The organism is Streptomyces sp. bgisy130 (assembly GCF_057708345.1).
The window spans coordinates 23,859-48,093 of sequence record NZ_JBYISA010000047.1; the positions used below are offsets into that span (position 1 = coordinate 23,859).

16 protein-coding genes are annotated in these 24,235 nt (G+C 69.6%); 10 read left to right on the forward strand and 6 right to left on the reverse strand.

Annotation, left to right across the window (positions count from 1 at the left end):
* Nucleotides 1–46 precede the first annotated feature (46 nt).
* Nucleotides 47–439 carry an ATP-binding protein gene (locus AC3EUV_RS34275; protein ID WP_432142831.1) on the reverse strand — a complete coding sequence of 131 codons (393 nt, stop codon included), beginning with the start codon at nt 437–439 and terminating at the stop codon, nt 47–49.
* Between the two features lie 659 nt (nt 440–1,098).
* Here AC3EUV_RS34275 and AC3EUV_RS34280 point away from each other — a divergent pair.
* Nucleotides 1,099–2,538 carry a glyceraldehyde-3-phosphate dehydrogenase gene (locus AC3EUV_RS34280; protein ID WP_435604607.1) on the forward strand — a complete coding sequence of 480 codons (1,440 nt, stop codon included), beginning with the start codon at nt 1,099–1,101 and terminating at the stop codon, nt 2,536–2,538.
* 226 nt (nt 2,539–2,764) lie between these two features.
* On the opposite strand, the gene AC3EUV_RS34285 is transcribed toward AC3EUV_RS34280, so the two are convergent.
* A complete protein-coding gene (locus AC3EUV_RS34285) occupies nt 2,765–3,061 on the reverse strand; it encodes a hypothetical protein (RefSeq protein ID WP_432142833.1) in 297 nt (98 codons plus the stop codon).
* Between the two features lie 785 nt (nt 3,062–3,846).
* On the opposite strand from AC3EUV_RS34285, the gene folE reads away from it, so the two are divergent.
* The 3 genes from folE to AC3EUV_RS34300 all read left to right on the forward strand — a co-directional run bounded on the left by folE (nt 3,847) and on the right by AC3EUV_RS34300 (nt 6,522).
* Nucleotides 3,847–4,380 (forward strand): GTP cyclohydrolase I, encoded by a 534-nt coding sequence (gene folE, locus AC3EUV_RS34290; RefSeq protein WP_432142834.1) that lies wholly within the window; start codon nt 3,847–3,849, stop codon nt 4,378–4,380.
* 117 nt (nt 4,381–4,497) lie between these two features.
* The gene (locus AC3EUV_RS34295) at nt 4,498–5,802 is read left to right on the forward strand and encodes an MFS transporter (protein WP_435604608.1); all 1,305 of its coding nucleotides are present in this window, start codon (nt 4,498–4,500) and stop codon (nt 5,800–5,802) included.
* A 96-nt stretch (nt 5,803–5,898) separates the two neighbouring features.
* Nucleotides 5,899–6,522 carry an NUDIX hydrolase gene (locus AC3EUV_RS34300; RefSeq protein WP_432142836.1) on the forward strand — a complete coding sequence of 208 codons (624 nt, stop codon included), beginning with the start codon at nt 5,899–5,901 and terminating at the stop codon, nt 6,520–6,522.
* A 41-nt stretch (nt 6,523–6,563) separates the two neighbouring features.
* On the opposite strand, the gene AC3EUV_RS34305 is transcribed toward AC3EUV_RS34300, so the two are convergent.
* Nucleotides 6,564–8,168, reverse strand: a complete 1,605-nt coding sequence (locus AC3EUV_RS34305; RefSeq protein ID WP_432142837.1) for an alpha/beta hydrolase — start codon at nt 8,166–8,168, stop codon at nt 6,564–6,566.
* Nucleotides 8,169–8,557: 389 nt separating this feature from the next.
* Here AC3EUV_RS34305 and AC3EUV_RS34310 point away from each other — a divergent pair, with 389 nt between their 5' ends.
* The 6 genes from AC3EUV_RS34310 to AC3EUV_RS34335 all read left to right on the forward strand — a co-directional run bounded on the left by AC3EUV_RS34310 (nt 8,558) and on the right by AC3EUV_RS34335 (nt 14,741).
* Nucleotides 8,558–10,234 (forward strand): NAD(P)/FAD-dependent oxidoreductase, encoded by a 1,677-nt coding sequence (locus tag AC3EUV_RS34310; protein ID WP_432142853.1) that lies wholly within the window; start codon nt 8,558–8,560, stop codon nt 10,232–10,234.
* A complete protein-coding gene (locus AC3EUV_RS34315) occupies nt 10,231–11,697 on the forward strand; it encodes an ATP-binding protein (RefSeq protein ID WP_435604609.1) in 1,467 nt (488 codons plus the stop codon). Before AC3EUV_RS34310 ends, AC3EUV_RS34315 begins: the two co-directional genes overlap by 4 nt.
* Entirely contained in the window at nt 11,694–12,044 is a 351-nt protein-coding gene (locus AC3EUV_RS34320; protein WP_432142838.1) for a UBP-type zinc finger domain-containing protein, read from the forward strand. The genes AC3EUV_RS34315 and AC3EUV_RS34320 overlap by 4 nt, the downstream gene beginning before the upstream one ends.
* Before the next feature lie 174 nt (nt 12,045–12,218).
* Nucleotides 12,219–13,358, forward strand: coding sequence for an inorganic phosphate transporter (locus AC3EUV_RS34325; protein ID WP_435604610.1), 1,140 nt, complete (start codon nt 12,219–12,221; stop codon nt 13,356–13,358).
* Between the two features lie 147 nt (nt 13,359–13,505).
* Nucleotides 13,506–13,748, forward strand: coding sequence for a hypothetical protein (locus AC3EUV_RS34330; RefSeq protein WP_432142840.1), 243 nt, complete (start codon nt 13,506–13,508; stop codon nt 13,746–13,748).
* 177 nt (nt 13,749–13,925) lie between these two features.
* Nucleotides 13,926–14,741 (forward strand): S1 family peptidase, encoded by an 816-nt coding sequence (locus AC3EUV_RS34335; RefSeq protein ID WP_435604611.1) that lies wholly within the window; start codon nt 13,926–13,928, stop codon nt 14,739–14,741.
* 266 nt (nt 14,742–15,007) lie between these two features.
* On the opposite strand, the gene AC3EUV_RS34340 is transcribed toward AC3EUV_RS34335, so the two are convergent.
* The 3 genes from AC3EUV_RS34340 to AC3EUV_RS34350 all read right to left on the reverse strand — a co-directional run.
* Nucleotides 15,008–21,262 carry a hypothetical protein gene (locus tag AC3EUV_RS34340; RefSeq protein WP_435604612.1) on the reverse strand — a complete coding sequence of 2,085 codons (6,255 nt, stop codon included), beginning with the start codon at nt 21,260–21,262 and terminating at the stop codon, nt 15,008–15,010.
* A 103-nt stretch (nt 21,263–21,365) separates the two neighbouring features.
* Nucleotides 21,366–23,579, reverse strand: coding sequence for a hypothetical protein (locus tag AC3EUV_RS34345; RefSeq protein WP_435604613.1), 2,214 nt, complete (start codon nt 23,577–23,579; stop codon nt 21,366–21,368).
* Nucleotides 23,580–24,042: 463 nt separating this feature from the next.
* A partial coding sequence (locus AC3EUV_RS34350; protein WP_432142844.1) for a hypothetical protein occupies nt 24,043–24,235 on the reverse strand: 193 nt, incomplete at its 5' end.

Sequence of the window (24,235 nt, forward strand, 5' to 3'; positions counted from 1 at the left end):
CCCGGGGTTGACCGGCATCAGGGCGACGAAAATGCCTGCCGAACCCTCAGTCGGCCGCGCCGACAAACCGGAGAGGGACAGTCACCGTAATGGCCTTGCCGTCGTCCGTGGGGACAATCACCACACAGGACGTGAGTTTCTGGATCATCGGCCATCCATATCCGCCGACCCCGTACTTTTCCCGTCCGATGGCCGTGGCGGGATGACGAGGGCTGCGATCGGTGACGGTCACTTCCAGCAGACCGGCCGCGATCCGGGCGGAGAATCCGGCGACTCCACCACCATGACGCTGGGCATTGGTGACCAATTCCGAGGTGACCAGCAGGGCATCGATCGCGGAGAGTTCATCGACCTGCGGGCGGTGCGCGTGCAGCAGCTCATGAACGCGGTCCCGTGCGTCCGCCGCTTTGTTCACCGGGGTCTGCTGCGTGCCCGTCACACCTCTCACCTCACGCCCGATCGACCACAACGCCTGGAGCTCAACCGCCGCCCCCTTCGAGGGCCACGCAAAAGGCTACTTCGACGAGAAGGTCCTTTGACGGTTTCCCCCGGACCTCAGAGTTCACGCAACACCTTCCACGACTCGGCGCCAAGACCCCGACACAGCCCCTGACCTCACCACCAACGGTCCGCAACGGAGCCGGCCGCAATGCCTCCGGTGAAGGACGTCACAGAAACGCCATCACATTCAGCCCGGCGGGATCAGCGAGCCTGCCTGTCGACGTACAGGCGCATCCGGCCCACGCTCGCTCACAGGCAACCGCTCACGATCATCCGCTCACGGGCACCCCCTCAAGAGCGGCACAGCTCCACGTTCACGGCCGGGCGCCGACCCATCAGACGGGTAGCCGATGTCACACCCCCGCCGGCCCACGACTCACCCCGCCCATTCGACTCCGGAGAGCAGGCAACGAAGACGCCCCCTTGGGCGCATTTGTCCCAGTTCACCCTAGCTCTTCACTCCGTACCGTCACCCCGCGTCTACGTCGGCACGGCCATGGCGCCCGCGGCGGCATCCCCCGCAAAGCGGGACCGTTTGAATGATTAAAGTGGCGGGGCGCTAGCATATGAGCACCGCCTAGCTCGAAAGATAAGCCTGTGACTGCTGTCAATGACGACTCGTTCACCAACTGGAAGAACCGCGAGGAGATCGCGGAGTCGATGATCCCGATCATCGGGAAGCTGCACCGGGAGCAGGACGTCACGGTCCTGCTGCACAGCCGCTCCCTGGTGAACAAGTCGGTGGTCAGCATCCTCAAGACCCACCGTTTCGCCCGGCAGATCGCCGGTGCGGAGCTCTCGGTCACCGAGACGATGCCCTTCCTCCAGGCCCTCACGACGCTCGACCTCGGCCCCTCCCAGATCGATCTCGGCATGCTCGCCGCGACGTACAAGAAGGACGACCGCGGTCTGTCGGTGGAGGAGTTCACCGCCGAGGCCGTCGCCGGCGCCACGGGTGACAACAAGATCGAGCGCCGCGAGCCGCGCGACGTCGTGCTCTACGGCTTCGGCCGCATCGGCCGCCTCGTCGCCCGCCTGCTCATCGAGAAGGCCGGCGGCCTGCGGCTGCGCGCCATCGTCGTGCGCGGCGGCGGCGACCAGGACATCGTCAAGCGCGCCTCGCTGCTGCGCCGTGACTCCATCCACGGCCAGTTCCAGGGCACGATCACCGTTGACGAGGCGAACAGCAAGATCATCGCCAACGGCAACGAGATCAAGGTGATCTACTCCAACGACCCGACGTCGGTGGACTACACGGCGTACGGCATCAACAACGCCATCCTCATCGACAACACCGGCAAGTGGCGCGACCGCGAGGGCCTGTCGAAGCACCTCCGCCCCGGCATCGACAAGGTCGTCCTGACCGCCCCGGGCAAGGGCGACGTCCCCAACGTCGTCCACGGCGTCAACCACGACATGATCAAGCCCGACGAGCAGATCCTGTCCTGCGCGTCCTGCACCACCAACGCGATCGTCCCGCCGCTGAAGGCGATGGCGGACGAGTACGGCGTCCTGCGCGGTCACGTGGAGACCATCCACTCGTTCACCAACGACCAGAACCTGCTGGACAACTACCACAGCTCCGACCGCCGCGGCCGCTCCGCGCCGCTCAACATGGTGATCACCGAGACCGGTGCCGCCTCCGCCGTCGCCAAGGCGCTGCCCGACCTCGAGGCGACGATCACCGGCAGCTCGATCCGCGTCCCGGTGCCGGACGTCTCGATCGCGATCCTCAGCCTTCAGCTCGGTCGCGAGACCACCCGCGCGGAGGTCCTCGACTACCTCCGCGACGTCTCGCTGACCTCCCCGCTCAAGCGCCAGATCGACTTCACCACGGCCCCCGACGCGGTCTCCAGCGACTTCATCGGCTCCCGCCACGCCTCGATCGTCGACGCCGGCCCCACCAAGGTCGACGGCGACAACGCCATCCTCTACCTCTGGTACGACAACGAGTTCGGCTACTCCTGCCAGGTCATCCGCGTCGTCCAGCACGTCTCCGGAGTGGAGTACCCGACGTACCCGGCACCGGCTGTCTGATCCGGTTCCGCACATCCCCACTCAAGGCGGGATGTGCGGCCCCGGGCCGGAATTGCCGCCCCGCCCCCTTGCAGGACCCGCCGTGCGCGTAGTGGTCCCGCAAGGGGGCGGTCGGCTTCCGGGCCCGTAGAGCCGTTCTGCCCATTGCACGCCTCATAGGCCGAGCCCCGAACTCGCCCCGCGCGTCCCGGCGTTCGGCTTCGGCTTCGGCTTCGGCGTGCAGCGTTCACATGTCCGGATGGTCAGGCATGCGTGAGGCGGCGACGGCGTCGTCGAGGATCTGCTCGCGTGCCGAGATGACCAGCCTGTTGAGCGCGCTGGCCAGGGGGAGAATCTCGCCTTGCCTGTCAGGGTCGGCGATCCGGTCGGTCGACGCGTCGAGGAAGACCATCACCTCCCGCATGAGCCGATGAGCTTCGGGCGTGGTGGGAAGCGCGTCAGCTCTGATCAGGTTGAGCATCGTCTCTAATGCCGTGGCCAGCTCTCGGACCGCTGCACGCATCTCGGATTCGTCGGAATTCATGCAGCACACGATCGCGGAACGGATGCGGATATGCCACGCGGCCGACTTCGACCGGAGGAGCCGGGCAGCACCAGTTCGAACGTCTTCGTGTGCATGGGGTGGTGGCTGACGTGGTGAAGCCGCGCTTCCCCAAGACCACGTGGCGGCGACGTGGTCCGGGCCGACGGCAGCGCTGACGGCGCGGGCCTTCGCTAGGTAGCTGCGCCTTCGAGCTGCCTTCCCAGGCGAATTCGCGTACGACTCTGCTGAGTTACTGGCCTCGGGCCCCGGGACGCGGCACGAGGCCCTCGCATGCGACACCAGTTGCTGAACTGCCTGCCGGACTGCTGAACGCCCTCCTGGACGCTTCCGACAGGACCGGGCACCCGCACCGATCGAGCCACATTCCAGTACGCCCTGGGAAACTTCCGCGCCTCCGCCAAGGCCGTACGGAAGCCGTCCTCGTCCTCCTGCACGACGCGGTAAAGGAGTGGGCGCGGTGGGGCGCATTCATCCCGGCACGCCAAAAGGCAACAAGTGAGCGGGTGTGCCCCGGCGCCCGGAAGGGTATTTTGGGCTTTCTCTTTCGGGCGCCGCATTCCCGCGGCCCGCCCGGTTCAAGCCTGAGAGAAACGTTTCTTCTCCGTGGGGATTTGAATACTTAGCTATGGGCGTATCACCTGCATATTGGTCTCATCGGGTGTGGGCCAATGGAGGTATGTTCTCAACCAACAGGCATGGGTGGATAGTAAAAGACCTCCGCCGGGTTCAAAGTCCTCGGTGTGAGCAGAAAATGGAGGTCGTAGATGACCATAGAGGAATGGCTCAAAACGAATGTAACCACCGACACGAGGGCACTCGGGTGGTACAGCGGACCGGAGTGCGAGGACCGTATCGTCCGAGCCTATCGCGAGCTGCTGAGTGGCTATGAGATCGACACCTCGAAGATCCTCAAAACCACGTGCCTGGTGAACGGCGAGCACACCGGAGTGGTGCGAATCCAGGAGAACAACTTCTTCTCGATCTGCGCCCACCACTTCCTGCCGTTTTTCGGGAAGGTGAACATCTCCTACGTGCCCGGTGACCGCATCCTCGGACTCGGTAAATTCCCGCGTCTGGTACAGGCGTTCAGTCGCCGCTTCCAGATTCAGGAGTACCTCGTCAAGGATATCGCTGAGGAGATCATGTCCTCCGGCGGCGCACAAGCCGTGCGCGTCACCTCCAGCAGTCGCCACCTCTGCATGTGCAGTCGTGGTCCGTCCGACCAGACCGTCACCACTGACACGTCTTATGTGGCAGGCGATCAGGCGTTGATGGCCAAGTTCGGCCTGGACGACTGATGCGGACTCGCGTGGCGGGAGGTGTGCTCAGTGAACCCTCCCGCCACGCGGCCGGTCAGCCCGTCCCTCGACGGTCGGCCGCGCGGGATCACGCGCCGGCCGGCACAAGGAGAATCCGTGCGCGACAGGAAGAGACGCAATCAGCGCCGCGCTTCGACGTCGCCCTGGAGATACGCGCTGGCGACCTGGCTCGCCGGCGTACTGGCGGCAGTCGGTCTGGGTGCCGTCGCACCGGTGGGGTCCGCCCTGCGTACGTCGCTCGGTCTGTCCGACGGTGCGCTCGCGTGGGCGACATCGAGCATCACGGCGGTGAGCGCCGCACTCGGCATCCCGGCGGGATGGTGGGTCCGCCGCTTCGGTGCCCAACGGGCCCTTTCCTGGGGCCTCTTCATCATGTCGGTGGCCGCCGTCGGCAGCGCGGCCGCCGGATACTGGGGGCTGCTGCTGGGGGCACGTATCGCTGAAGGGGTCGGCTACCTGCTGGTGTTCGTGGCGGGTCCGGTCGTTCTCACCCGGCTCACGCAGGGCGGTACCCGGTCGGCGGCGCTCGCGTTGTGGGGCACCTGCGTCCCGACGGGGCTCGCTATCGCCGCGGTCGCGGGCGGCGCCCTGGAATCCGTGTGGACATGGAACCAATGGCTGGCCCTCACCGCACTCGGGCCGCTGATCATGGCCGGAGTACTCACAGCCGTCCTGCCTCGGCTCCCTGGAACGGCGGCCCCGTGCGGTCACCGCGAAGCCGGCGCCTGGAACGGGGCGTTGCGGCTCGGTGTGGCGTACGGCAGCCTGTCGCTGGTCGGCGTCGCCGTGGTGATGGTGCTGCCGGCCTTTCTCCTTGAGCAGCGGCAGGCTACGCCGACGGTCACCGGTGCCGTGGTGGCGGTCGTCTGTCTGGGGAGCGCGGTCGGCGGGCTCGCCGCCAGTTGGCTGCTGCGGCGCGGCTCGGCCTTCTCCTCGCTCGTGCCGCTGGGCGCGTTGATGCCGGTCGCCTGCCTCCCCGCCTTCTCGGCCGATTTTCCCCTCGTGGTCAGCGGCGGAACGGCCACGCTTGTCCTTGTCGTCGACGGACTGCTGATCTCCGCGGTCTTCGCTGCCGTTCCCGCCTCGGTACGCCGCGCCGAGGATGTCGATGTCGCCAATGGCATCCTCAACCAGCTCGGCAGTGTGGGGATTCTGCTGGGGCCACCGGTCTTCGGGCTGGTCATCGCTGCCGCGGGGTGGGGCGCCGTCGCTGCCCTGACCCTGGTATTCGGCGGTCTGGGCGCGGTCCTGCTGCTGACGGCCACGCACACCTCCGACGCGACCGGTACGGCAGCCGGCGTTCCCCGATTGCCCGGCGCGCGGGGTGGCAGAGTGAGGCGGAATGGGGCGGGACCCTTGGCGAAGGCGACGGATGTCAGCAAGCCCCAGGACGTCAGCTAGCCCCGGCGCACGCTTCCCTGAGCGAGCCATGGACGTGTCGCATTCCCGACTGCCGTACCTGCTGATGGCAGTCCTTCACCTAGGAAGGGGCGCAGGGTGAAAATCGACTTCCCGTTGGTGCGGGACAACACCTGTCGCGAGTACTGCCTGTACTGCCGTGCCGAGGCGGTCACTTGGATCGTCGTGGACGGAAAGAAACGCTGCACCTGCGCTTCGTGCGGCCGCGAGGCGGAAAGAGCCATCGTCGTCGATCCCCGTATCTCCTGGTGGATCGGTTCGGACCGCGAGTACTGGCACGAGAGCGCCGGAGTATTCGTACGCGACCGGTCTGCGAGGTTTCTGTTCTTCCAGCGGACCGCCTTTCCTTACCGGCTGACCGTGCCGGCGGGTCACGTCGAACGGGGAGAGGAACCCAGGTACGCGGCCGCGCGGGAGCTATGGGAGGAAGTGGGAATCCGGGGCGCGGAGGGAGCCCTCCGGCTCGTTGCGGACGAGTATTTGCGGGGAGATGTGTGCAGGAGGGGTTCTGATGCGCATCGTTGGCATGCTTTTCTGCTGGAAGTTGATGGGCACCGGGAATCAGGAGACCGGAGTGAGGTGACCGTGAATGAGGAGGGTGAGGCGCCTGTCTGGCTCACTCTCGATGAAGCACGGGGTTGCCGGCCGACGTTCGCGGTGGAATGCATCATCGAGCAGCATTCCGCGAGGCTGCTGGCCTGAGGTCTTCGTCGGCGCACCGCGCCGCCGCCTCAACCCCCGTCTCAGCGCGAGCAGTTGGTGACCTTGCCCTGGTCCTTGCCCTTGTCCTTGCCCGGCAGCTTTCCGCCGACCAGATATCTGTCGACGGCACGGTCGGTGCAGGTGGAGGGGGGTTCCGAGGCGTATGCCGCGTGCCCCTGGCCCTTGCGTACGAGGAGCGAGCTGTGGTCCAACTGCCGGTGCACAGCCCGGGCGTTCGCCAGTGGAGTGAGCTGGTCGTCGGTGTACGACACCAGCAGCACCGGTGCCGCGCCGGATGCCTTGACCGGCTCGGCCGCACCGGTGGGGGCGAGCGGCCAGGTCGCGCAGTCGATCATCTGCCAGGCGTAGGAACGGCCGAAGAGCGGCGACTGTTCGGCGAACGCGTCGGCGGTGGCGAGCATCTGCTGCGGGGTCCTCGGCGCGGACGGGGAGTCGAGGCACAGCACCGCCGACATGCTCATGGACTCGTTCTCCTCGGTCTGCTCCTCCCGCGGCGTCAGCTCCTCGCCACCGCTCTCGTCGGCCGCCGCGGCGTCCAGCCGGTCGAAGCCGGTCACGTCCCCGCGCAGGGCAGCCACCAGCGCCGTGGTCAGCCGCTGCCAGCTCGCTTCGCCTGACACGGCCATGTCCAGGTACATGGACAGGTCGGCGGCGGTGAACTCCTCGCCGCCGGCCCCTTGCAGCGGCTTCCGGTCCAGGTCCTTGGCGAATGTGGTGAGCCTCCGCAGAATCTCCTCGGTGGTGGCTCCCAGCCGGTGATCCCCGCGCGCGACGAGGTCATGGGCGTACCGGCGTACCGCTTCATCGGAGGTCTTGATGTCGAGCCGGGCGACCTGCCGCAGGTCGGCGGCGGGATTGACGACGCCGTCGAGCACCATCCGGCCCACCTTGCCGGGGAACAGCTTCAGGTACTGCTGGCCTATGAAGGTGCCATAGGAGACACCCGTGTAATTCAGCTTGGCGTCGCCCAGGACCGTGCGCAGCACCTCCAGGTCGCGGGCGACGCTCACGCTGTCCATGTGCGCGAGCACGGCGCCGCTGGCCTTTTGGCAGGCACGGGCACGCCGGGTCGCGTCGGCGAAGGTCTTCGCGGCCTCCGATGCGGTACGCGGCGGGCTCTCGGGTTCCTCCGCCACGCCGTCGGGGCACTTGATCTGCCCGGACCCGGCGATGCCTCGCGGGTCGAAGCCGACCAGGTCGTAGCGGGCCCGAGCCTGCTCCCCGGCCTGCCAGTTTCCGCTGGCCACGTCGGCCGCGCCGCCCGCTCCGGGGCCCCCGGGGTTGAAGAGCAGCGACCCCAGCCGACGACTGTGATCCTTGGCCTGTACCCGCGACACCCGCAGCGTGACGGTCTTCCCGTCCGGGGCGGCGTAGTCGACCGGCACCTTCACCCAGCCGCACTGCGCGCCGGGCACGGCCTTGGGGGTGACATCCGTGCCACAGGCCGTCCACTGGACCTTCTGCTGCGTGAAGCGCGCGGGCAGCACCGGGACGGACGTGTTCCCGCCCTTGGTGTCGTCGGGCCGGGATGCTGCGGCGCCACCGGCACCGCAGGCCGTCACCACCATCGTGGTGGCGGCCAGGACACCGGCAGACAGGGCCAGGGGTCGGCGGGGGAAGGGCATCGGCGCTCTCGCTCTCTCGCTCGTCGCCCGCAAAGGATGCGCACAGGCACCGCCGCGCCGCTGTAGGGCCCGTCACAGTTGGGGCGAAATTACGCATTGTCGGCGAGTGGTTGCATTTCACCCTCAGGTAGGGCGGCGTCACGGATGGCGAAGTCGGGGTTAGTGAAGGGCCGGGGAGGCTCGGGGGTGAGCGGCCGCCTGAACACGTTCGGTGGGCTGATGCACTCGCTGGGTTATCGCCGTATGTAATCTCCGCATGGGAGTGCTCCCGATCTTGCAGGGCGAAACGTGACAATCACCCATAAAATGGGTACGGCGCTGACGCGCCGGTGTACCGGACAGCCATGGGCGCCGGTGCGGAAGGGTGATCGACCGGGGACGGGATGCCGATGGAGCAGGCCGCCGGTGCGGCGCGGACCGTCATCCTGACCGTGGACGACGACCCGGGCGTATCGCGTGCTGTCGCCCGCGATCTGCGGCGTCGCTACGGCGAGTTGTACCGCATCGTGCGCGCGGAGTCGGGCGAGTCCGCGCTTGCCGCGCTGCGTGAGCTGAAGCTGCGTGGCGCCCCTGTCGCGGTGATCGTGGCCGACTACCGGATGCCGGAGATGGACGGCATCCAGTTCCTTGAGCAGGCTCTCGACATCCATCCCGGCGCCCGGCGGGTGCTGTTGACGGCGTATGCGGACACCGGCGCGGCCATCGACGCGATCAATGTCGTCGACCTCGACCACTACCTCCTCAAGCCCTGGGAGCCGCCGGAGGAGAAGCTCTACCCCGTGCTCGACGATCTCCTGCTGGCCTGGCGGGCCGACGATCACCGGCCGGTGACCGTCACCAAGGTCGTGGGACACCGCTGGTCGGCGCGCTCGTCGGCGGTACGGGAGTTCCTGGCCCGTAACCAGGTGCCCTACCGCTGGTACTCGTCCGAGGATCCGGAAGGCCGACGGCTCCTGTGCGCCGCGGACCAGGACGGCCTGCGGCTCCCGCTGGTGATCGTCCCGGACGGCACAGCGCTCGTCGAGCCCGGGGACCAGGAGCTCGCCGCCCGGGTCGGCCTCGCGACGACACCGGCAACGGACTTCTACGACCTGGTCGTCATCGGCGGCGGACCAGCCGGTCTGGGTGCGGCGGTGTACGGCGCCTCCGAGGGCCTGCGGACCGTCCTCGTGGAACGCTCCGCGACCGGCGGCCAGGCGGGCCAGAGCTCGCGCATCGAGAACTATCTCGGCTTTCCGGACGGCGTGTCCGGGGCGCAGCTCACCGACCGGGCCCGGCGTCAGGCGTTGAAGTTCGGTGCCGAGCTGCTGACCGCGCGCGAGGTCACCGGGCTCGAAGTCCATGGCGCCTCGCGCGTCGTCCGGTTCTCGGACGGCACCGCTGTCGCCGCGCACGCGGTGATTCTCGCGACGGGCGTGTCGTACCGGCAGCTGGACGCCTCCCACGTGGCCGAGTTGACCGGCTGCGGAGTGTTCTACGGGTCGGCGCTGACCGAAGCGGCTGCCTGTCAGGATCAGGACGTGTACATCGTCGGCGGCGCCAACTCCGCCGGCCAGGCCGCGGTATACCTCGCCCGGAGCGCCAAGTCGGTCACCGTACTGGTGCGTGGGCCGTCCCTGTCCGCTTCGATGTCGCACTATCTGGTCCAGCAGGTCGACGAGACGTCCACGATCTCTGTGCGCACGAACACGGTCGTCGACGCCGCCCACGGCTCGGGTCATCTGGAGCAGATCACCGTCCGCGAGACCGCGACCGGGCGGACCGAACGCGTCGACGCCCAGTGGATGTTCGTCTTCATCGGCGCGGCCCCGCTGACCGACTGGCTGGAGGGCACGGTGCTCCGGGACTCCCGCGGGTTCCTGCTGACCGGCCCGGATCTGACCGCGGACGGGCGCCCGCCGGCCGGCTGGGAGTTGGACCGGCCGCCCTACCACTTGGAGACCAACGTCCCGGGCGTGTTCGTCGCCGGGGACGCCCGCGCCGAATCCGCCAAGCGTGTCGCTTCCGCGGTGGGAGAGGGCGCCATGGCGGTCATGCTCGTCCACCGCTATCTGGAGCAGTCATGAACAGCCGGCCGATGCCGTGCAGTCAGCAGGAACTCGGCTCGCTGTTCCTGTTCGAGAAGCTGGCCCCCGACCAGCTCGCCCTGCTCTGCCGCGAAGGCCGGGTGGAGGAGTTCGCCCCCGGGCCCGTGTACGGGGAGGGCGACCCGGCCACCTGCTTCTACGTGCTGCTCGAAGGGACCCTGGTGCTCTCGCGCCGGATCGGGGACTACGACGTGGAGATCAACCGGAGTTCCAGCCGCGGGGTGTACGCGGGAGCCTTCCAGGCATACTTGGGAGACCGTCTGCGGCAGGTGTACAACAGCTCCCTGCGCGTCATCGAGCCCACCCGCTTCTTCGTGCTGCCCGCGGAGACCTTCGCCACGGTCATGCGTGAGTGGTTTCCCATGGCCGTGCACCTGCTGGAGGGGCTCTTCTTCGGCACCAAGAGCGCCCAGGAGGCCGTCGGCCGGCGGGAACAGCTGCTGGCGCTCGGATCGCTGTCCGCGGGGCTGACCCATGAGCTGAACAACCCGGCCGCCGCGGCCGTGCGAGCCACCTCCGCGCTCCGCGAGCGGGTCGCCGGGATGCGCCACAAGCTCGGCATCATCGCGGCACGCCCGTACCGGCGCGACACCCTGGAGACGCTCGTCGACATCCAGGAACGCACGGCCGAGCGGGTGGCCAAGGCCACCACCCTGAGCCCGCTGGAAGCCTCGGACCGGGAGGACGCCCTCGCCGACTGGCTGGACGACCACGGCATCGGGGACGGCTGGCAGCTCGCGCCGGCCTTCGTCCAGGCCGGCCTGGACACCGACTGGCTGGACCAGGTCGCCGCGGCCGTGGACAGCGACACCCTCGAAGGCGCCGTGCGGTGGCTCAACTACACCGTGGAGACCGAGCTGTTGATGAACGAGATCGAGGAGTCGACGACCCGGGTCTCGGTTCTTGTCACGGCGGCCAAGCAGTACTCGCAACTCGACCGCGCGCCCCACCAGGTCACCGACGTCCATGAACTGCTGGACAGCACGCTGCTGATGGTGTCCGCGAAGATCGGCCCGCACATCACCGTCGTCAAGGATTACGACCGCGGCCTGCCGAAGATCCCGGCCTACCCCAGCGACCTCAACCAGGTGTGGACGAACCTGATCGACAACGCCGTCTCGGCGATGAGCGGTACGGACGCCGACGGCACGCTGACCGTGCGCACCGCGCGCGAGGGAGACCATCTGCTCGTCGAGATCCGCGACACCGGTCCCGGAGTCCCCGCAGAGATCCGCGACCGTGTCTTCGACCCCTTCTTCACCACCAAGCCGGTGGGTGAGGGCACGGGTCTCGGCCTGGACATCTCGTGGCGCATCGTCGTCAACAAACACCAGGGGGACCTGCGGTTCGATTCCGTGCCGGGCGACACCCGCTTCCAGGTACGCCTGCCGCTGGCTCCCACCGACCCCGCCGACCCCCGTTCCCCGCAGGAGGCGTCATGAGTTCCCCGCACGGCATTGACCCCTCGGTCCCGCCCAGCGGAACCGGATGCGCCGAGTGTGCTGCCGGTGGCGGCTGGTGGTTCCATCTGCGGCGCTGCGCACAGTGCGGCCACGTCGGCTGTTGCGACGACTCCCCCGCCAAGCACGCCACGGCCCATGCCCGGGACACCGGGCACCCGATGATCCGCAGCTTCGAACCGGGCGAGACCTGGTTCTACGACTACGACAGCTCGGAGGTGTACGCCTCGGGCCCGCCGCTGGCTCCCCCGGAGAGCCACCCGGCCGACCAGCCCACCCCCGGCCCCGCGGGCCGCGTCCCGGCGGACTGGGCCGACCGTCTGGGATAGCCGGACCGGTCCCTCCTCCGGCACGGCGCTGACCTGGGCCGACCGCCGCCACCGACCGGCCCGCGCCGTCGCGTTGGCGGCGATCCGGGGCGGCGCTTAGCGTGGGAGAGGACGGCGGTTCGTAGTGATCCGGGGGCCCGCGCGGCCGGACCGCCCTCGACTCGGAGGTCCGGGATGGACGCTGTCTCGTTCCTGCTCGTGGCCGTGATCCTCACGGCCCTTGCCTTCGACTTCACCAACGGGTTCCACGACACCGCCAACTCGATGGCCACCTCCATCGCCACCGGGGCGCTGAGCCCCAAGGTCGCCGTCGCGGTCGCGGGCGTGCTGAATCTGGCCGGAGCCTTCCTCTCCACGGAAGTGGCCAAGACGATCTCGGGCGGCATCGTCGAGGACAGCCAGGTCTCACTGGTGATGATCTTCGCCGGGCTGATCGGGGCGATCCTGTGGAATCTGGTCACCTGGCTCCTCGGACTGCCGTCCAGCTCGTCCCACGCCCTGTTCGGCGGGCTGATCGGCGCGGTGTGGGTCGGGGCCGGCGGTTCCGCGGTGCAGTTCGGCGCGATCATCGAGAAGATCGTGATCCCGGCGGTGGCCTCGCCGGTGGTGGCCTGTGTGGTGGCACTGCTGGCCACCTACCTCGCCTATGTGATCACCCGGAGGACCTCCCGCCGCGCCGTCGGAAAGGGCTTTCGCGCGGGCCAGATCGGGTCGGCGTCCCTGGTGGCACTGGCCCACGGCACCAACGATGCCCAGAAGACGATGGGCGTCATCACCCTCGCGCTCATCTCGACCGGGGTACTCAGCCATGGCGCGGGGCCGCCCTGGTGGGTGGTGCTGAGCGCGGGCCTGGCGATCTCGCTGGGCACCTACGCGGGCGGCTGGCGGATCATCCGGACCATGGGCAAGGGGCTCACCGACATCCAGGCCCCACAGGGCTTCGCCGCCGAGACCAGCGCGACCGCGGTGATCCTCGCCTCGTCGCACATGGGGTTCCCGCTGTCGACCACCCAGGTGTGCACCGGCAGCATCCTCGGCGCGGGGCTGGGCCGCAGGCTGGCGCAGGTGCGCTGGGGAGTCGCCGGACGGATCGCGGTGTCCTGGCTGCTGACACTGCCGGCCGCGGCCGCCGTGGGAGGCGTGGCGGCATGGGTCGCCGATCAGGGCGACCTGGGCGTGGCCCTGGTCGCCGTCGTCGCCATCGCCGCCGCGGCCGCCTTCTACGTGCTCTCGCGCCGCCGCCCGGTGAACCCGGAGAACGTCAACGAGGCGCCGGCACGGGAACCGGCGTCGGCGGTTAAGCCGATCGGTTGAGCCGGGGCGATCCGGCGGTCGGGCGGTCGGGCGGTCGGGCGGGCCGAGTCTGGTCGTCTGGGCCGGGTGGACCGGCCTGGCGGGTCGGCCAAGCGGGTCGGGTGGACCGGGGGCCGGCAGGGCCGGCTTCCAGGAAGGGAGAACGGGATGGACATCAACTGGGGCACGCTCGCCGGGGTCTTCGCGGTCAGCCTCGGGATCACAGCCGTGGTGGTCGTGATGTTCTCCCTCGGCCTGGCCGCATGGTCCCGCGCCGGCCACGGGGAGCCCGCCTCCTCCGACGCGTCCGGAGCCCGGCACCAGAAGGCGGCAACGGCCACGGCCATACTCTGCTTCGCCTCCTGCCTCGCGGTCGCGGCCTATGGGATCGCCTTGATCATTGGCGGGTGACGCCGGCGGGGGCGTGGCGCTGGCAAGCCGGGTGGGGGAGCTGGTGTCGTTAGGGGGCTATCCCTACGGTGCTCGGGCCCGCTGCCTGGACCGTGTCAGGGCCTGCTGCCCGGATGGCCCGGTGGATCTTGGACGCGCAGGCTGAACACACCCAGTTCCCCATGGAAAGGACCCCCTGTGTCCAGTGTGAAGTCGGTTCGTCGCCGCGCAGCGCGCACCACTGCCGCCGGCGCTCTCGCCATCGCGGCGTGCGCCACCCTGATGACCGGCAGCGCGCAAGCGATCGTCAACGGGACCGATTCCACCGAGCGCTACCCGTTCATGGCGACGATCCCGGAGTCGGCCCCGGATCAGGGGCTGTACGACGGCACTTGCGGGGCGTCGCTGATCGATCCGCAGTGGGTGCTGACGGCGGCCCACTGCGTGCAGGGCGATGACCTTGAGCTGGACGGCACCGTCCGGATCGGCAGCAGGCACCGGAAGTCCGGGGGCACCGTCCGGACCATCGAGCGAACCGTCGTCCACCCCGGCTTTGTGAGCGGCGAGGGGAAAGCCGCGAACAAGGATGACATCGCGCTGGTCCGCCTCGACCGCCCCGTCGCCCAAAAGCCCGTCCGTATCGCGGAACGGGCCGGGCGGCCGGGCACCCCGACCCTGATCCTGGGTTTCGGCACCACCGTCGACACCGAGCTGAAGTTCGCGGAGCGGTTGCAGGAGCTCAACACGCGCAGGGGCGCCGCCGCCGAGTGCGCCCCCAACTACGCGGACCGGACCCGTCTATGCACGACCAGCGGCGTACCCAAGGCCATGGCGTGCTTCGGCGACTCCGGCGGACCTCAGCTCCAGAAGGGCCGGCACGGACGCTGGGAACTGATCGGAGCCACCTCGGGCCCCGGAACCCCGGGCGTCGCCTGCTCCGCCGGACCGGGCCTCTACAGCAACGTGCCCGTTTACGCGGACTGGATCCGGAATACCCTCAAGCGCAACGTCTGATCAGTGACAGCCGCGGACCGTCTGGGGGCCACACCAGTCGTCTTCTACGTCCTGAGCCGTATCGCACCCACCCTGCGCCACACAGGCTGGCTGCCCGGCCTCGTCCGGTCCTAGCCGCGGGCCGTCCGCTGACTCGGCGGGCCTGCGGTGCAACCGCCAGGCAGATCCTGGTACGGAGCCGCCCCCTGCCGGTACACAGCCCCGCCTTGTCCTCCGCACCACGGGCCGCGGTGCGGAGGACAAGGCGCGGAACCGACCGGACGGTGTCACTCGCCGAGTTCCACGCACTGCCGGAGCAGGGGTTCCAGGCGCAGCTGTGCATCGTCCTCGTGATCGAACACCTGCAGAGCATCGAGGCACGCGAAGACCCAGCGGGCCTCCGCCTCGTCCCCGGTCTTGTACACGATCGCGGTCACAACGCTCTCCCGGTCCGCCGGGTCCCCTTCGAACGCCTCGACAATGGATCGATAGCCCGCCGCGAGCATCGGATCCGCGTACATACCGGTCGCTTCGACGAACGCACGGGCCGCCGAGCGGTCTGTGCGCATGCCGGCCAGACGCCGTAAGACCTCTTCGGGGTTGCCGAGTTCGCCGTACAGCTGGTGCGCGCGGTCGACGAGGAGGGGCCAGCCGCCGGTCAGCGTGTAGAGCCGGTCCAGGCGTTCGTCCGTGTTGAACACCTCGGTACGCTGTGCCCAGCCACGCAGGCTGCGGCGATCATGCCGGCGCAGCACCACCGGAACCGCGGTGGTGTGTTCCTCGCCCGTCAACAGGACACGCCACAGGTCCAGTTGTCCGGTGTCGGTCACGAGCACCACCGCGCGCGTCACCCCGGGAGTGCCGGGCAGCAGGGCGTCGGCCAGATCGACGGCCTCGCGGAGGGTCTCCGGCTTCGCGGGGTAGCGGGCGAAGTCGCTGATGAGCACCCGCCGTTCGCGCGGATTCCCACCTGTGAGCTCCTGCTTGAAGACACTGGGCTTGCCGATGGGCGGGAGCTGCCAGTCGGCGATGCGCCCGGCGACCGCACGCAGGGTGTCGCCCACGTCGCCGACCCCGGTGGCCGGGGTGCCCAGGACGACCCTCGTCTGATTCGCGCGCTCACCGAGGAGATCGTCCAGCTGGGTGATGGTGAGCGGGGCGGGACGGCGGTCGGGGAGCTCCGGCCGCCCCTCCAGCACGATGCTTTCCTCCAGCTTGCAGTCCTGTTCGGCCCGGACCAGACGGGTCTCCACTTCGTGGGACGTGCCGATCATGCGCAGTGCGTTCGGGCCACGCAGATGCCAGCCCTGGCCCTCGTGGTTGGGCGCCAGAACTCCCAGCCCCACCATCTCGGAGAGATAGGCCCGGAAACCCTCGGTGTCGAGCTGCCGGAAACCCTCCTGCCAATAGGTCTCGCATTCCTCGCGCAGTTCGGCGTCGCTCAGCCGCACTTCCAGACCGTGGTTACGGGCCTGGTACGCCAAAACGTTGGCGATCACGTCGTACCGGTGGTCCAGGCTCAGAGTGTCCTTGAAGGCCGCCGAGATGCCGGTCCTGAGGGCGGCATCCGACTCCACCGCCTCGATGTCGGTGACCCGCACCGTGTACGGAGGTCCCTCCGCTCCGCGCCGCGCCCGCTTGCGGTGCATCACCTCGACCAGCCGATGGCCGAACATCTGAAGCAGGAACGGCTGGTACGAGCAGTACCCCAGCACCCGGTTCACCAGGTCCACGTCGTCGAACTCGAAGCCCAGCGCCCGCATCGGCTCGACCAGCAGATCGGCGGCGAACTGCGGGGCGAGCGGACCGATCACCTTCGGGGTCTGCGCGAGATGCCCGAACGGTCCGTTGCTCGCCAGCTTGGAGAAGCGCTGCACGGAGTGCAGGCCGGCAAAGACAACCTTGGCCCGGTCCTTGGTGTCCGACCCGAGTCCCTTCAGCTTCTTCGTCTGGTCGAACCGAGGAGCATCCGCCTCGAAGAACTGGTCGCACTCGTCAAGCAGGATCAGCAGGCGGCGCCGCGAGTCCCCGTCAAGCCAGTTGCGGGTTCCCTCGCGCACCCGCTCGGAACGGTCCTTCTGCGACTTGCGGCCCTGGGGCCGGCCCAGCACCTGAGCATCGGTCAGCTCCCGGTCCAGGACGCTCCACAGGGCCTCCGGCCCGAGGGAGCTCCCCTTGCCGATGTTCTCCTGGTCCAGGTTCAGGTACACCGACTGGTGGAACCCGGGGCGCTGGTCCATGAAGCGTTCCCCGGCATCGCTGAGCAGCGCCGACTTGCCCAGGCCGCGGCCGCCGAAGATGACCTGGGTGCCGCGCGGGTCGAGGATGCTCTTGCGTTCCGCATCCCGCCCGTAGAACATCTCCCCGCCGATCCGCCCGCGCTTCTCCCTGATGTACGGGTTGACACCGGAGAACGGCAGCAGGGTCTGGGTGGCCGTACTGGCCTGCCGGTTGCCGCGGGCCGCAAGATAGGCAAGGGCTGCATCGTCCACGACCAGCAGCGGCTGTAGACGGTCGGATCCGGCGGCGAGTTCCGCGCGGGCATCCCGGCCGAGGGTGCCGAAGTAGACGACCAGGAGACTGGTCTCACTGGTGTCCCGCGACGCCAGGCTCATGACGACCTCGGCAGGCGGGCGGCCCCAGAGCATCAGCACACGGAGGTTGCCGCCCTGCTCCTTGATCTGCGAGCCGAAGGCCGGCACCTTGGCCCGGCCGTTGACCTGCACGCCGCTCGCTTCGAAGAAGCGGTACTCGCGCCGGTGCGGCGACAGCTCCTCCAGCGACCGGGCGCTCTCGGCGTCGTATCCCAGGAGTTTCAGGGCCGGGAGCAGCTTCCGCCCGGCGGGGGCCTTGGGCCGGTCCTTCGCCTCGGTGGCGCCCAGCTCACGCCAGTCGTTCAGGGCGTCCGCCGCCAGTGCCGCCTCGTCGCTGGAGAGGTTCCCGTAGTCCAGGACGGGAACGGTCGGGTGCTTCCCGCCGGAGCGGACCATTGCGACGAGTTCCTCATCAATGCCCTTGGGCAGCCCTTCGGGCACGACAGGGAAGAACTCCGTCAGGTGGGACTCGCCCGCCTCGATCTCCGGGACGGGTTCGCCGATCTCCAGGAAGTAGACGAGGTCGGCGGCGGTCGCCAGGCCACCGGTATCCAGGTGTCGCAGCACCTGTGCCCGTTCGTCTGCCGGGAGGTCCAGGGCGTCGAGCCGGGCCCGGATCCGGTCGGCCGCTTCTTGCCGGTGCATGGGCAGATCCGCCCGTACCGTCTCCAACGCCCGTCGCACGTCGATCAGGTCATGGTGGCCGGTGTCGTCGAGGTGCGTGCGCGCATCCGCCAGCAGCTCCTGCAGGCGCAGATCCTGGTCGTCCGTCACCGCACCGTCGGCCTGGGCCCGGTGCAGCTCCGTGACGAGTTCGTCGTGCTCCGTCCGGAGAGCCGTACGCCTCGTGCTCTCCAGCTCCTCGATCTCGGCCAACCTCTGCGGCCCGAACGCTTCGCCCTCCGAGGCCGGCAGTGCCCCCCGGGCCGACAGCTCCACCATTGTGCGGGCCGCCGTGAACGCGTCGCGGTCGAGCCGCTCCCGCAGCGCCTCTTCCCAGCCGCGGTCGGCTGCCGTCAGGAGCCCGTCGAGCGAGGGCTGCTCCGCTGCGGTGTCACAAACCTTGAGCAGTTCCGCATCCAGGACCAGATCCGGGTCGGCCCCGCTGCCGGGGGGCACGGTCCCGGTGCCGCCGGACAGCAGGACGAAAAGCTCCTCCATGGCACTGCGCGCCGCCCACGCGGCCGCGGTGGCGGCAGTACCGGAGCGCCCCGCCGGCCGTTCGAGTTCCGTCAGCACGGCGTCACGCCGGGCCAGCATCGACTGGCGCAGGGACGAGATCTCCTTGGCGGCACGGTTCCCCTCCGACCGTCCGCCCCGGCGAGCCCTGTCGGCCGCCAGGCACCATTCCTTCGCCAGACCGACGGCTCGCTCGACGATATGCACCAGGTCCCGACGTCCGGAGCCCTGGAGCGGTTTGCCGCTGGACGGACGATACTCGCGGTCCATCCGGTCGATCTCACTGTTGATCTCAGACGGCTTCGACAGGCGCTCCGCCTTCTCCCGGACGGCCGGCAGCGCGTCACGGTCATTGTTGAGCACGGCCGTGAGCATCGAACCGAGCAGCCCGTCGTCGGGAGCCAGCCATCGCTTGGCGATCTCCGTCGCCCTGGCGAACCGGAGCCGCTGCGGTGCGATGACGGTGCCGCACTGTTCGCGCAGCTCCCTCAACCGGGCCTCGGTCTCGGAGGCGTCGGCGATCACGACCAGCGGGGAGGCGATCATCAGGGCCCCGCTGAGCGCACGGTCCGCGACCGCGGCCGCCACCTCCCCCAGCGCGTCCGGAAGCCGCGGCACCATGACCTTGAGCTGAGCACCCGCCAGGTGGTCGCCGGTGACCAGGGCCGCGCGCAACAGGGCGGGAAGCAGGACGAGTTCACTGCCCTCCACGTCCTCTCCGACGAATTCGCTCTGCTGCTGTAGCAGGTCGGCGACCAGCCGGGCGCCGTGGCTGGTGCCGGAGGTGAGCAGTGCTGTCGCACCGGCCAGCCGGAGCGCCGCCGCCTGGGGCTCGGGGCGGCCCGCGGCCCGCGCCACATGGTGCGCGAGTCCGAAGCGCCGCTCCGCGACCAGTCGTGCCAGGACCCGTCCGGCCGATGCGGTGTCGTCGTCCTGGTCCGCCTCCTCCTTCAGAGGCTCCGTGTCGTGAGGCGTGGCGACGGTATCCGTCGGCACCGTGACGGTGTGCTCCACAGCGGGGGCGGTGCGCACGGTCGCGGAGTGGGAATCCGCGGACGCGGCCTCATCCCCCGCGAAGACCGGAGCCGGCCGGGGCGCCGCATCCGGCGCGTCGGCCGGAGGTGATTCCGAGGAATCCGCTTCCGGGAGGGTGACCCCTTCCGGGACGGCATCGCGCCGGGTCTCGGCGTTCCCGGCCGGCGCCTTGGCGGCGTCCTGAGCGGGGCACTTGACGCTCCCCTCGACGGAGTCCTCGGTGGGGGCTGTGCCCACGTGCTCGCCCCTCGTCGGGCCGGCAGCCGGTCCGGCCGCGTCCGCCACGGCGTCACCGGTCCCGCCCGTCTGCATGCTCTCCGCGGCCTCGGGGCCGGAGCGGACTTCCGTCGGCCCGGGCAGCGTCAGTTCGTATGCCATCACCGCGGCCGTGGCACATGCGGGCAACACCCGTACGACGCGTTCCTGCAAGGCCAGAATCTCCGCCGCGGCCGCTTCCTGACGCCCCAGCCGGACGAGGTCGGCGAGTGCGGTGAGCGCGGCGCTCTCCCGCCGTTCCGTCTCTCCCCACACCGGTGTACCCAGAAGCCGCCGGGCGACGGAGCGTACGGCCTCGGCGGCGGATACTGCGGGACTGTCCTCCCGGCAGCTGATGGCCGGCAAGTCCCGCAGGGTCGCCCGCGCGACGCGGTCACGGTCGCGTTCCATCCGATACGCGTACGCAGCCCGTGCCATGTCCTCCAGGCGAAGCGGTCCCCCCGCGACGCCGGCCGCGTCGAGCACGGTCCGGGCGCTGTCGAAGACGGCCCTCAGACCGGTCAACGGCGTCAGATCGGCTGCGGCGGGAGGGCGCCCGTCCTCGACCGCCACGGTCACCCGCCGGACGGCCTGCCCGGCCTCTGCGAGGGTGAACTCCAGCCGCCGGCAGACCTCTTCCGGATCCGCGCCGTCCGCCGGCCCGGTCGCATCGGTCACCGTGCCCGGTGGGTCCGGGACGGGGTCGTCCAACGTCGATGTGTGCGCGGCGCGCTGGTCCAGGAGGGGCCGGTCCGGCGCGGGTGAGGACGGGGCAACGGCGTCCGACGCGGTGGCGTCCGTCCCCGTTCGGCCGGCCCCGGCAGGCCGGTCCTGGGCCGTCGCGGACTGCCGCTCCTTGCGTCCGGGTTCGCCATAGGCTTCGAGCAGGCCGAGAGCGAAGTCTTCGTTCGCCTCGACGACGGACCGCGCGGCGGCGCCTACCGCGTCAAGGCGTTGCGTCTCCGCTGTGCACGCCTGCTCCGCCCCGAACCAGTCCCGGTCAGCCGCCCAGACAAGGACAAACGCGTCGGCGACCGAGGCGTTGCACCACGCGAACACGGCGGCCCGGACCAGCGCCGCGCCCCACCGGAGAACAGGATCGGAGGCGGCGCCGCCCTGCGCGACTGCGGCCCTGCCCACATCGTTCATCACGGTCTGGGTGAGCGCCATGACACCACAGGTGCACGAGTGCTGCCGTGCCTCGCGCCGAAGCCTTGCCAGGACGTCCCGGCACAATGCGCTGCCTGCCCGCCGGGGGGCTGCCATCCGGATTCCTGTGCGGCCGAGCAAACGCTGGCGGTCCTTGGGGGCAAGGGAGTTGAAGGCCAGTTCCACCATGTCGGCCTGTAGGTCGTCCAGGGCGGCGGCAGCCGGCTGATCCAGTGCGTTGAGTGCTGCGGCCAGAGCCCCGAGGCCCTCGACCGACACGCCAACCGGGGACATCGGGGGCCCCGCGATGACGTGATAGCGGTCCTGCATACGCGCTCCGTTCGATGGTGAGTTGTGGGTGGTTCAGTTCTTCCGGTGCCAACATGACCGGGAAAGCGCGGTGTTGGCCGGGTGCGCGGGCCCGGCGGAGGACTCAGCGGCCACGGGTGTGCTGGGTGACGAAGGTGTAGCCCTCGGGCAGTTCCCAGCCGTCCGCCTTGCCGAGTCTGCGGCAGTGCTCCCGGAAAGCCGTCCGCTGGGCTTCGCTCGCCGAGCGCTCCGGCAGCAAACGGCGCAGATGGCCGGGTACGTACTGCACACCGCGCATCCGCCCGGTCGCCGGCCCCGTGGCGCCCCAGGGCCGTATCACCCGGATCAGGGCGGGGCGGTAGCCGATGAGCGGAATCGTCCGCTCCCCGGGACGTGCCGGGAAGTGCGGCCGGCCGGTCGTGTCACGGCTGCCGACGGCCGGTTCGAGGAGTCGTTCGGCGAGCAGTTCCGCCACCGCCGCTTCCAGGGCGGTGGACCGGATCCGGGCGGGCCGACGGCCGTAGACGGCAAGGGGCAGACCGGAGCGGTCGAGCAGGGCATGGCCGTCCGGGGTAAGCAGCCCGCAGCGGCGGACCGTGCGCAGCACCAGTTGTCTGGGCCCGAGGCCCGCAGCCGTGTCGCCGTTGCGGTCACTGCCCGGGGCGCCCTCGCGGGTGAGGACGCACGGGTCGTAGCAGTGGCCGATCACTCGGTGGCCGATCTGCACCGCCCGGTCGAGCCGCGTCGTGACCGCCCGGATCACCCGGCTGCCCCGGAGCCAGTGGAGCTGCACAACCAGGCCGGGAAAGAAATCAAGGGGCCAGACCACTCCGGTCAGGCGGTCGGCTCCCGCGCCGAGCTCCGCGACGGTGTGCTGGACGGCTTCGGCCGCCTCGAGGGATCCGCCGGGGTGATCAAGTTCGAGCCGTAACGCGGGCCGGCGCCCGAAGGCCGTCCGCAGTTCCCCGGCAATGGGCGAGCGCAGCGGAAGACAGCCGTCGATGAGATGGGCCAGGCGCAGCGGCAGCCGCCAAACGATCTCGTCCGCACCGGTCTCCAGCAGCTCGCTCAGCCCAAGGACAGCATCGTCCGCGAGCGGCGCGTCAACCGGCTCCTGGTCCTGGTCCTGCTCCTGTACCTGCCCGGGGGCCGTTGCCGTAGTTGACGTCCAGCCCCGTCCGGCCGGGTCCAAGGGATCGCCCGTGCAGTCCCTCTCACCCGGGTAATGGGAACGCCAGACGCCCCCGCCTTCGAAGGCATCGTCGAGCGTGACCCGGGCGCCGTTCGCGAACAGTCCCTGTGCGCTGTCCCGTTGGACGACATCGGCGAGCGTCACGTTCGCCCGGCACACCGCTGCGGCGTACTCCACGCCCTTGAGCAGCTCCTCGGCGCCGGGGAAGGCGCGCAGCCTGGGCCCGACCGCGGTGTAGACCGTGACAGGAGCGGCCAGTCCGTAGCGGCGCCGCGAGGGGGTGGCTGCATGCTCCACGGCCGCCGCCAGCGTTCTCAGGTCATCGCCGCCAAGCGGTCCGGTGTCACGCCAGCAGGCCGCAAGTGCTTCCCGGCTCACGGCGTACGGACCCCACATACGCAGCAGATCACTGGAGGCGAGAAGGCGTCGCACCGTGTCAAGGAGCCGGAGCAGAGCGATACGGAGCACGTCGTCGTGCGTGCTGCCCACGAGTTCGGCGAGGGACACAGGGACGTAGGGGCTGAGGAGCTGCGCCCGTGCGGTGGTCAGCAGATAGTCCGCGTAGGCGGACAGATCACCGCGCCGGGCCGCTTCCCGCGATGGGTAGCAGGCATCGATGACGATATGGCCGTCTTCGTTGATCCAGCGCCGATGGGTACGCAGACGGTGGAGTTGGGCGGGCGAAAGACTCAGCCCGGGGCCGAATGCGTTCGGGTCGGGCACAAGCAGTTCCCGGCGCCGTGGAGCGACCTCCGCCCCCTGCCTGCCCGGGCCCTCGGCACCCGCCGGCGCTCCCGACACCCAGGCCGGTACATCCCCGAGGCTGCCCACGTCCGGATGGGCGCCCTCCTTGTAGAGGATCTCTGCGTAGAGCGGATCCGAGCCGGTCGCCACACACACCATCGCGCCGACGGGGAGGGCGGCTGCGCGCTCGCCGAGCGTGACCACGGGGAAGTCATCAAGCCGCAGAGGACTGCGGCCGTAGCCGTCACCGTTGAGGTGGTAGCCGAAATACACGGCGTTGAAGGCGACGGCGGCGTGCACCGGGGTCCGGCGGACCGCGACAACCGCTTCCAGATACCGCAGCAACCGCTCCCGCTCCAGATCCGGTACGGCGTCGTAGCCCTCGGCCATGGCAGCGGTCAACAAAGGATGCTCGCCATACGGATCCGGCACCTCGGACACGGTGTGGCGCAAGCGAGATGTCGCCCTTCCGTCGGCGCCTCCCACACCTTCCTGATGGTCGGCCAGATTCTTCGGCTGCTCTCCGGCCGGCCGGCCACATCCCCTGACAGCCACCGGACTTTGCGGCTCCCCGCCCATGCCACCTCCGCGCACCGCAGGCCCTCCCGACCCGCATGCAATGCCTCACGCAGGCTATGTCGGTCTCCGGCTCTCCGACCATGCTTTCGGCACCTGCACCAAGGCCACGGGGCGGCGCAGAGAAGCGCACGCCAGGCGCGAAATGGCAACGCCGCGCGCCGGTCAGGTCAGCAGCTGCGCGTCCGGTGTGAGCCGGTGGACCACCGGTCACCGGTCACCTGCTCAGCGTGGGCCGGTCCGCCCGCTCAGGCAGCAACCGGAAGTCTCCGACAGCGGCCGCCCTTCCTCATCCGAGGCCGGACAGCAGATCCGACAGCAGGTCGCCCAGCACCGCCTCCTCCACCCGCCCACCCGAGTCCTCCAACGCCCCCGCCAGGTCCGGGTCCCACGGAGCCTCGGCCCGCGCCCCATGAGAAGCGGGCCGGTGGGCTGGGGGAAAGCAGACCCAGAACGCAGAAAAGCCCCGCACCTTATGGTGC

Coding starts and splice junctions, on each gene's coding strand:
- AC3EUV_RS34285 (WP_432142833.1), bottom strand. CDS start 3,061: ATGAATTCCGACGAATCCGAGATGCGTGCAGCGGTCCGAGAGCTGGCC.
- folE (WP_432142834.1), top strand. CDS start 3,847: ATGACCATAGAGGAATGGCTCAAAACGAATGTAACCACCGACACGAGG.
- AC3EUV_RS34305 (WP_432142837.1), bottom strand. CDS start 8,168: ATGCCCTTCCCCCGCCGACCCCTGGCCCTGTCTGCCGGTGTCCTGGCC.
- AC3EUV_RS34310 (WP_432142853.1), top strand. CDS start 8,558: ATGGAGCAGGCCGCCGGTGCGGCGCGGACCGTCATCCTGACCGTGGAC.
- AC3EUV_RS34315 (WP_435604609.1), top strand. CDS start 10,231: ATGAACAGCCGGCCGATGCCGTGCAGTCAGCAGGAACTCGGCTCGCTG.
- AC3EUV_RS34320 (WP_432142838.1), top strand. CDS start 11,694: ATGAGTTCCCCGCACGGCATTGACCCCTCGGTCCCGCCCAGCGGAACC.
- AC3EUV_RS34325 (WP_435604610.1), top strand. CDS start 12,219: ATGGACGCTGTCTCGTTCCTGCTCGTGGCCGTGATCCTCACGGCCCTT.
- AC3EUV_RS34330 (WP_432142840.1), top strand. CDS start 13,506: ATGGACATCAACTGGGGCACGCTCGCCGGGGTCTTCGCGGTCAGCCTC.
- AC3EUV_RS34340 (WP_435604612.1), bottom strand. CDS start 21,262: ATGCAGGACCGCTATCACGTCATCGCGGGGCCCCCGATGTCCCCGGTT.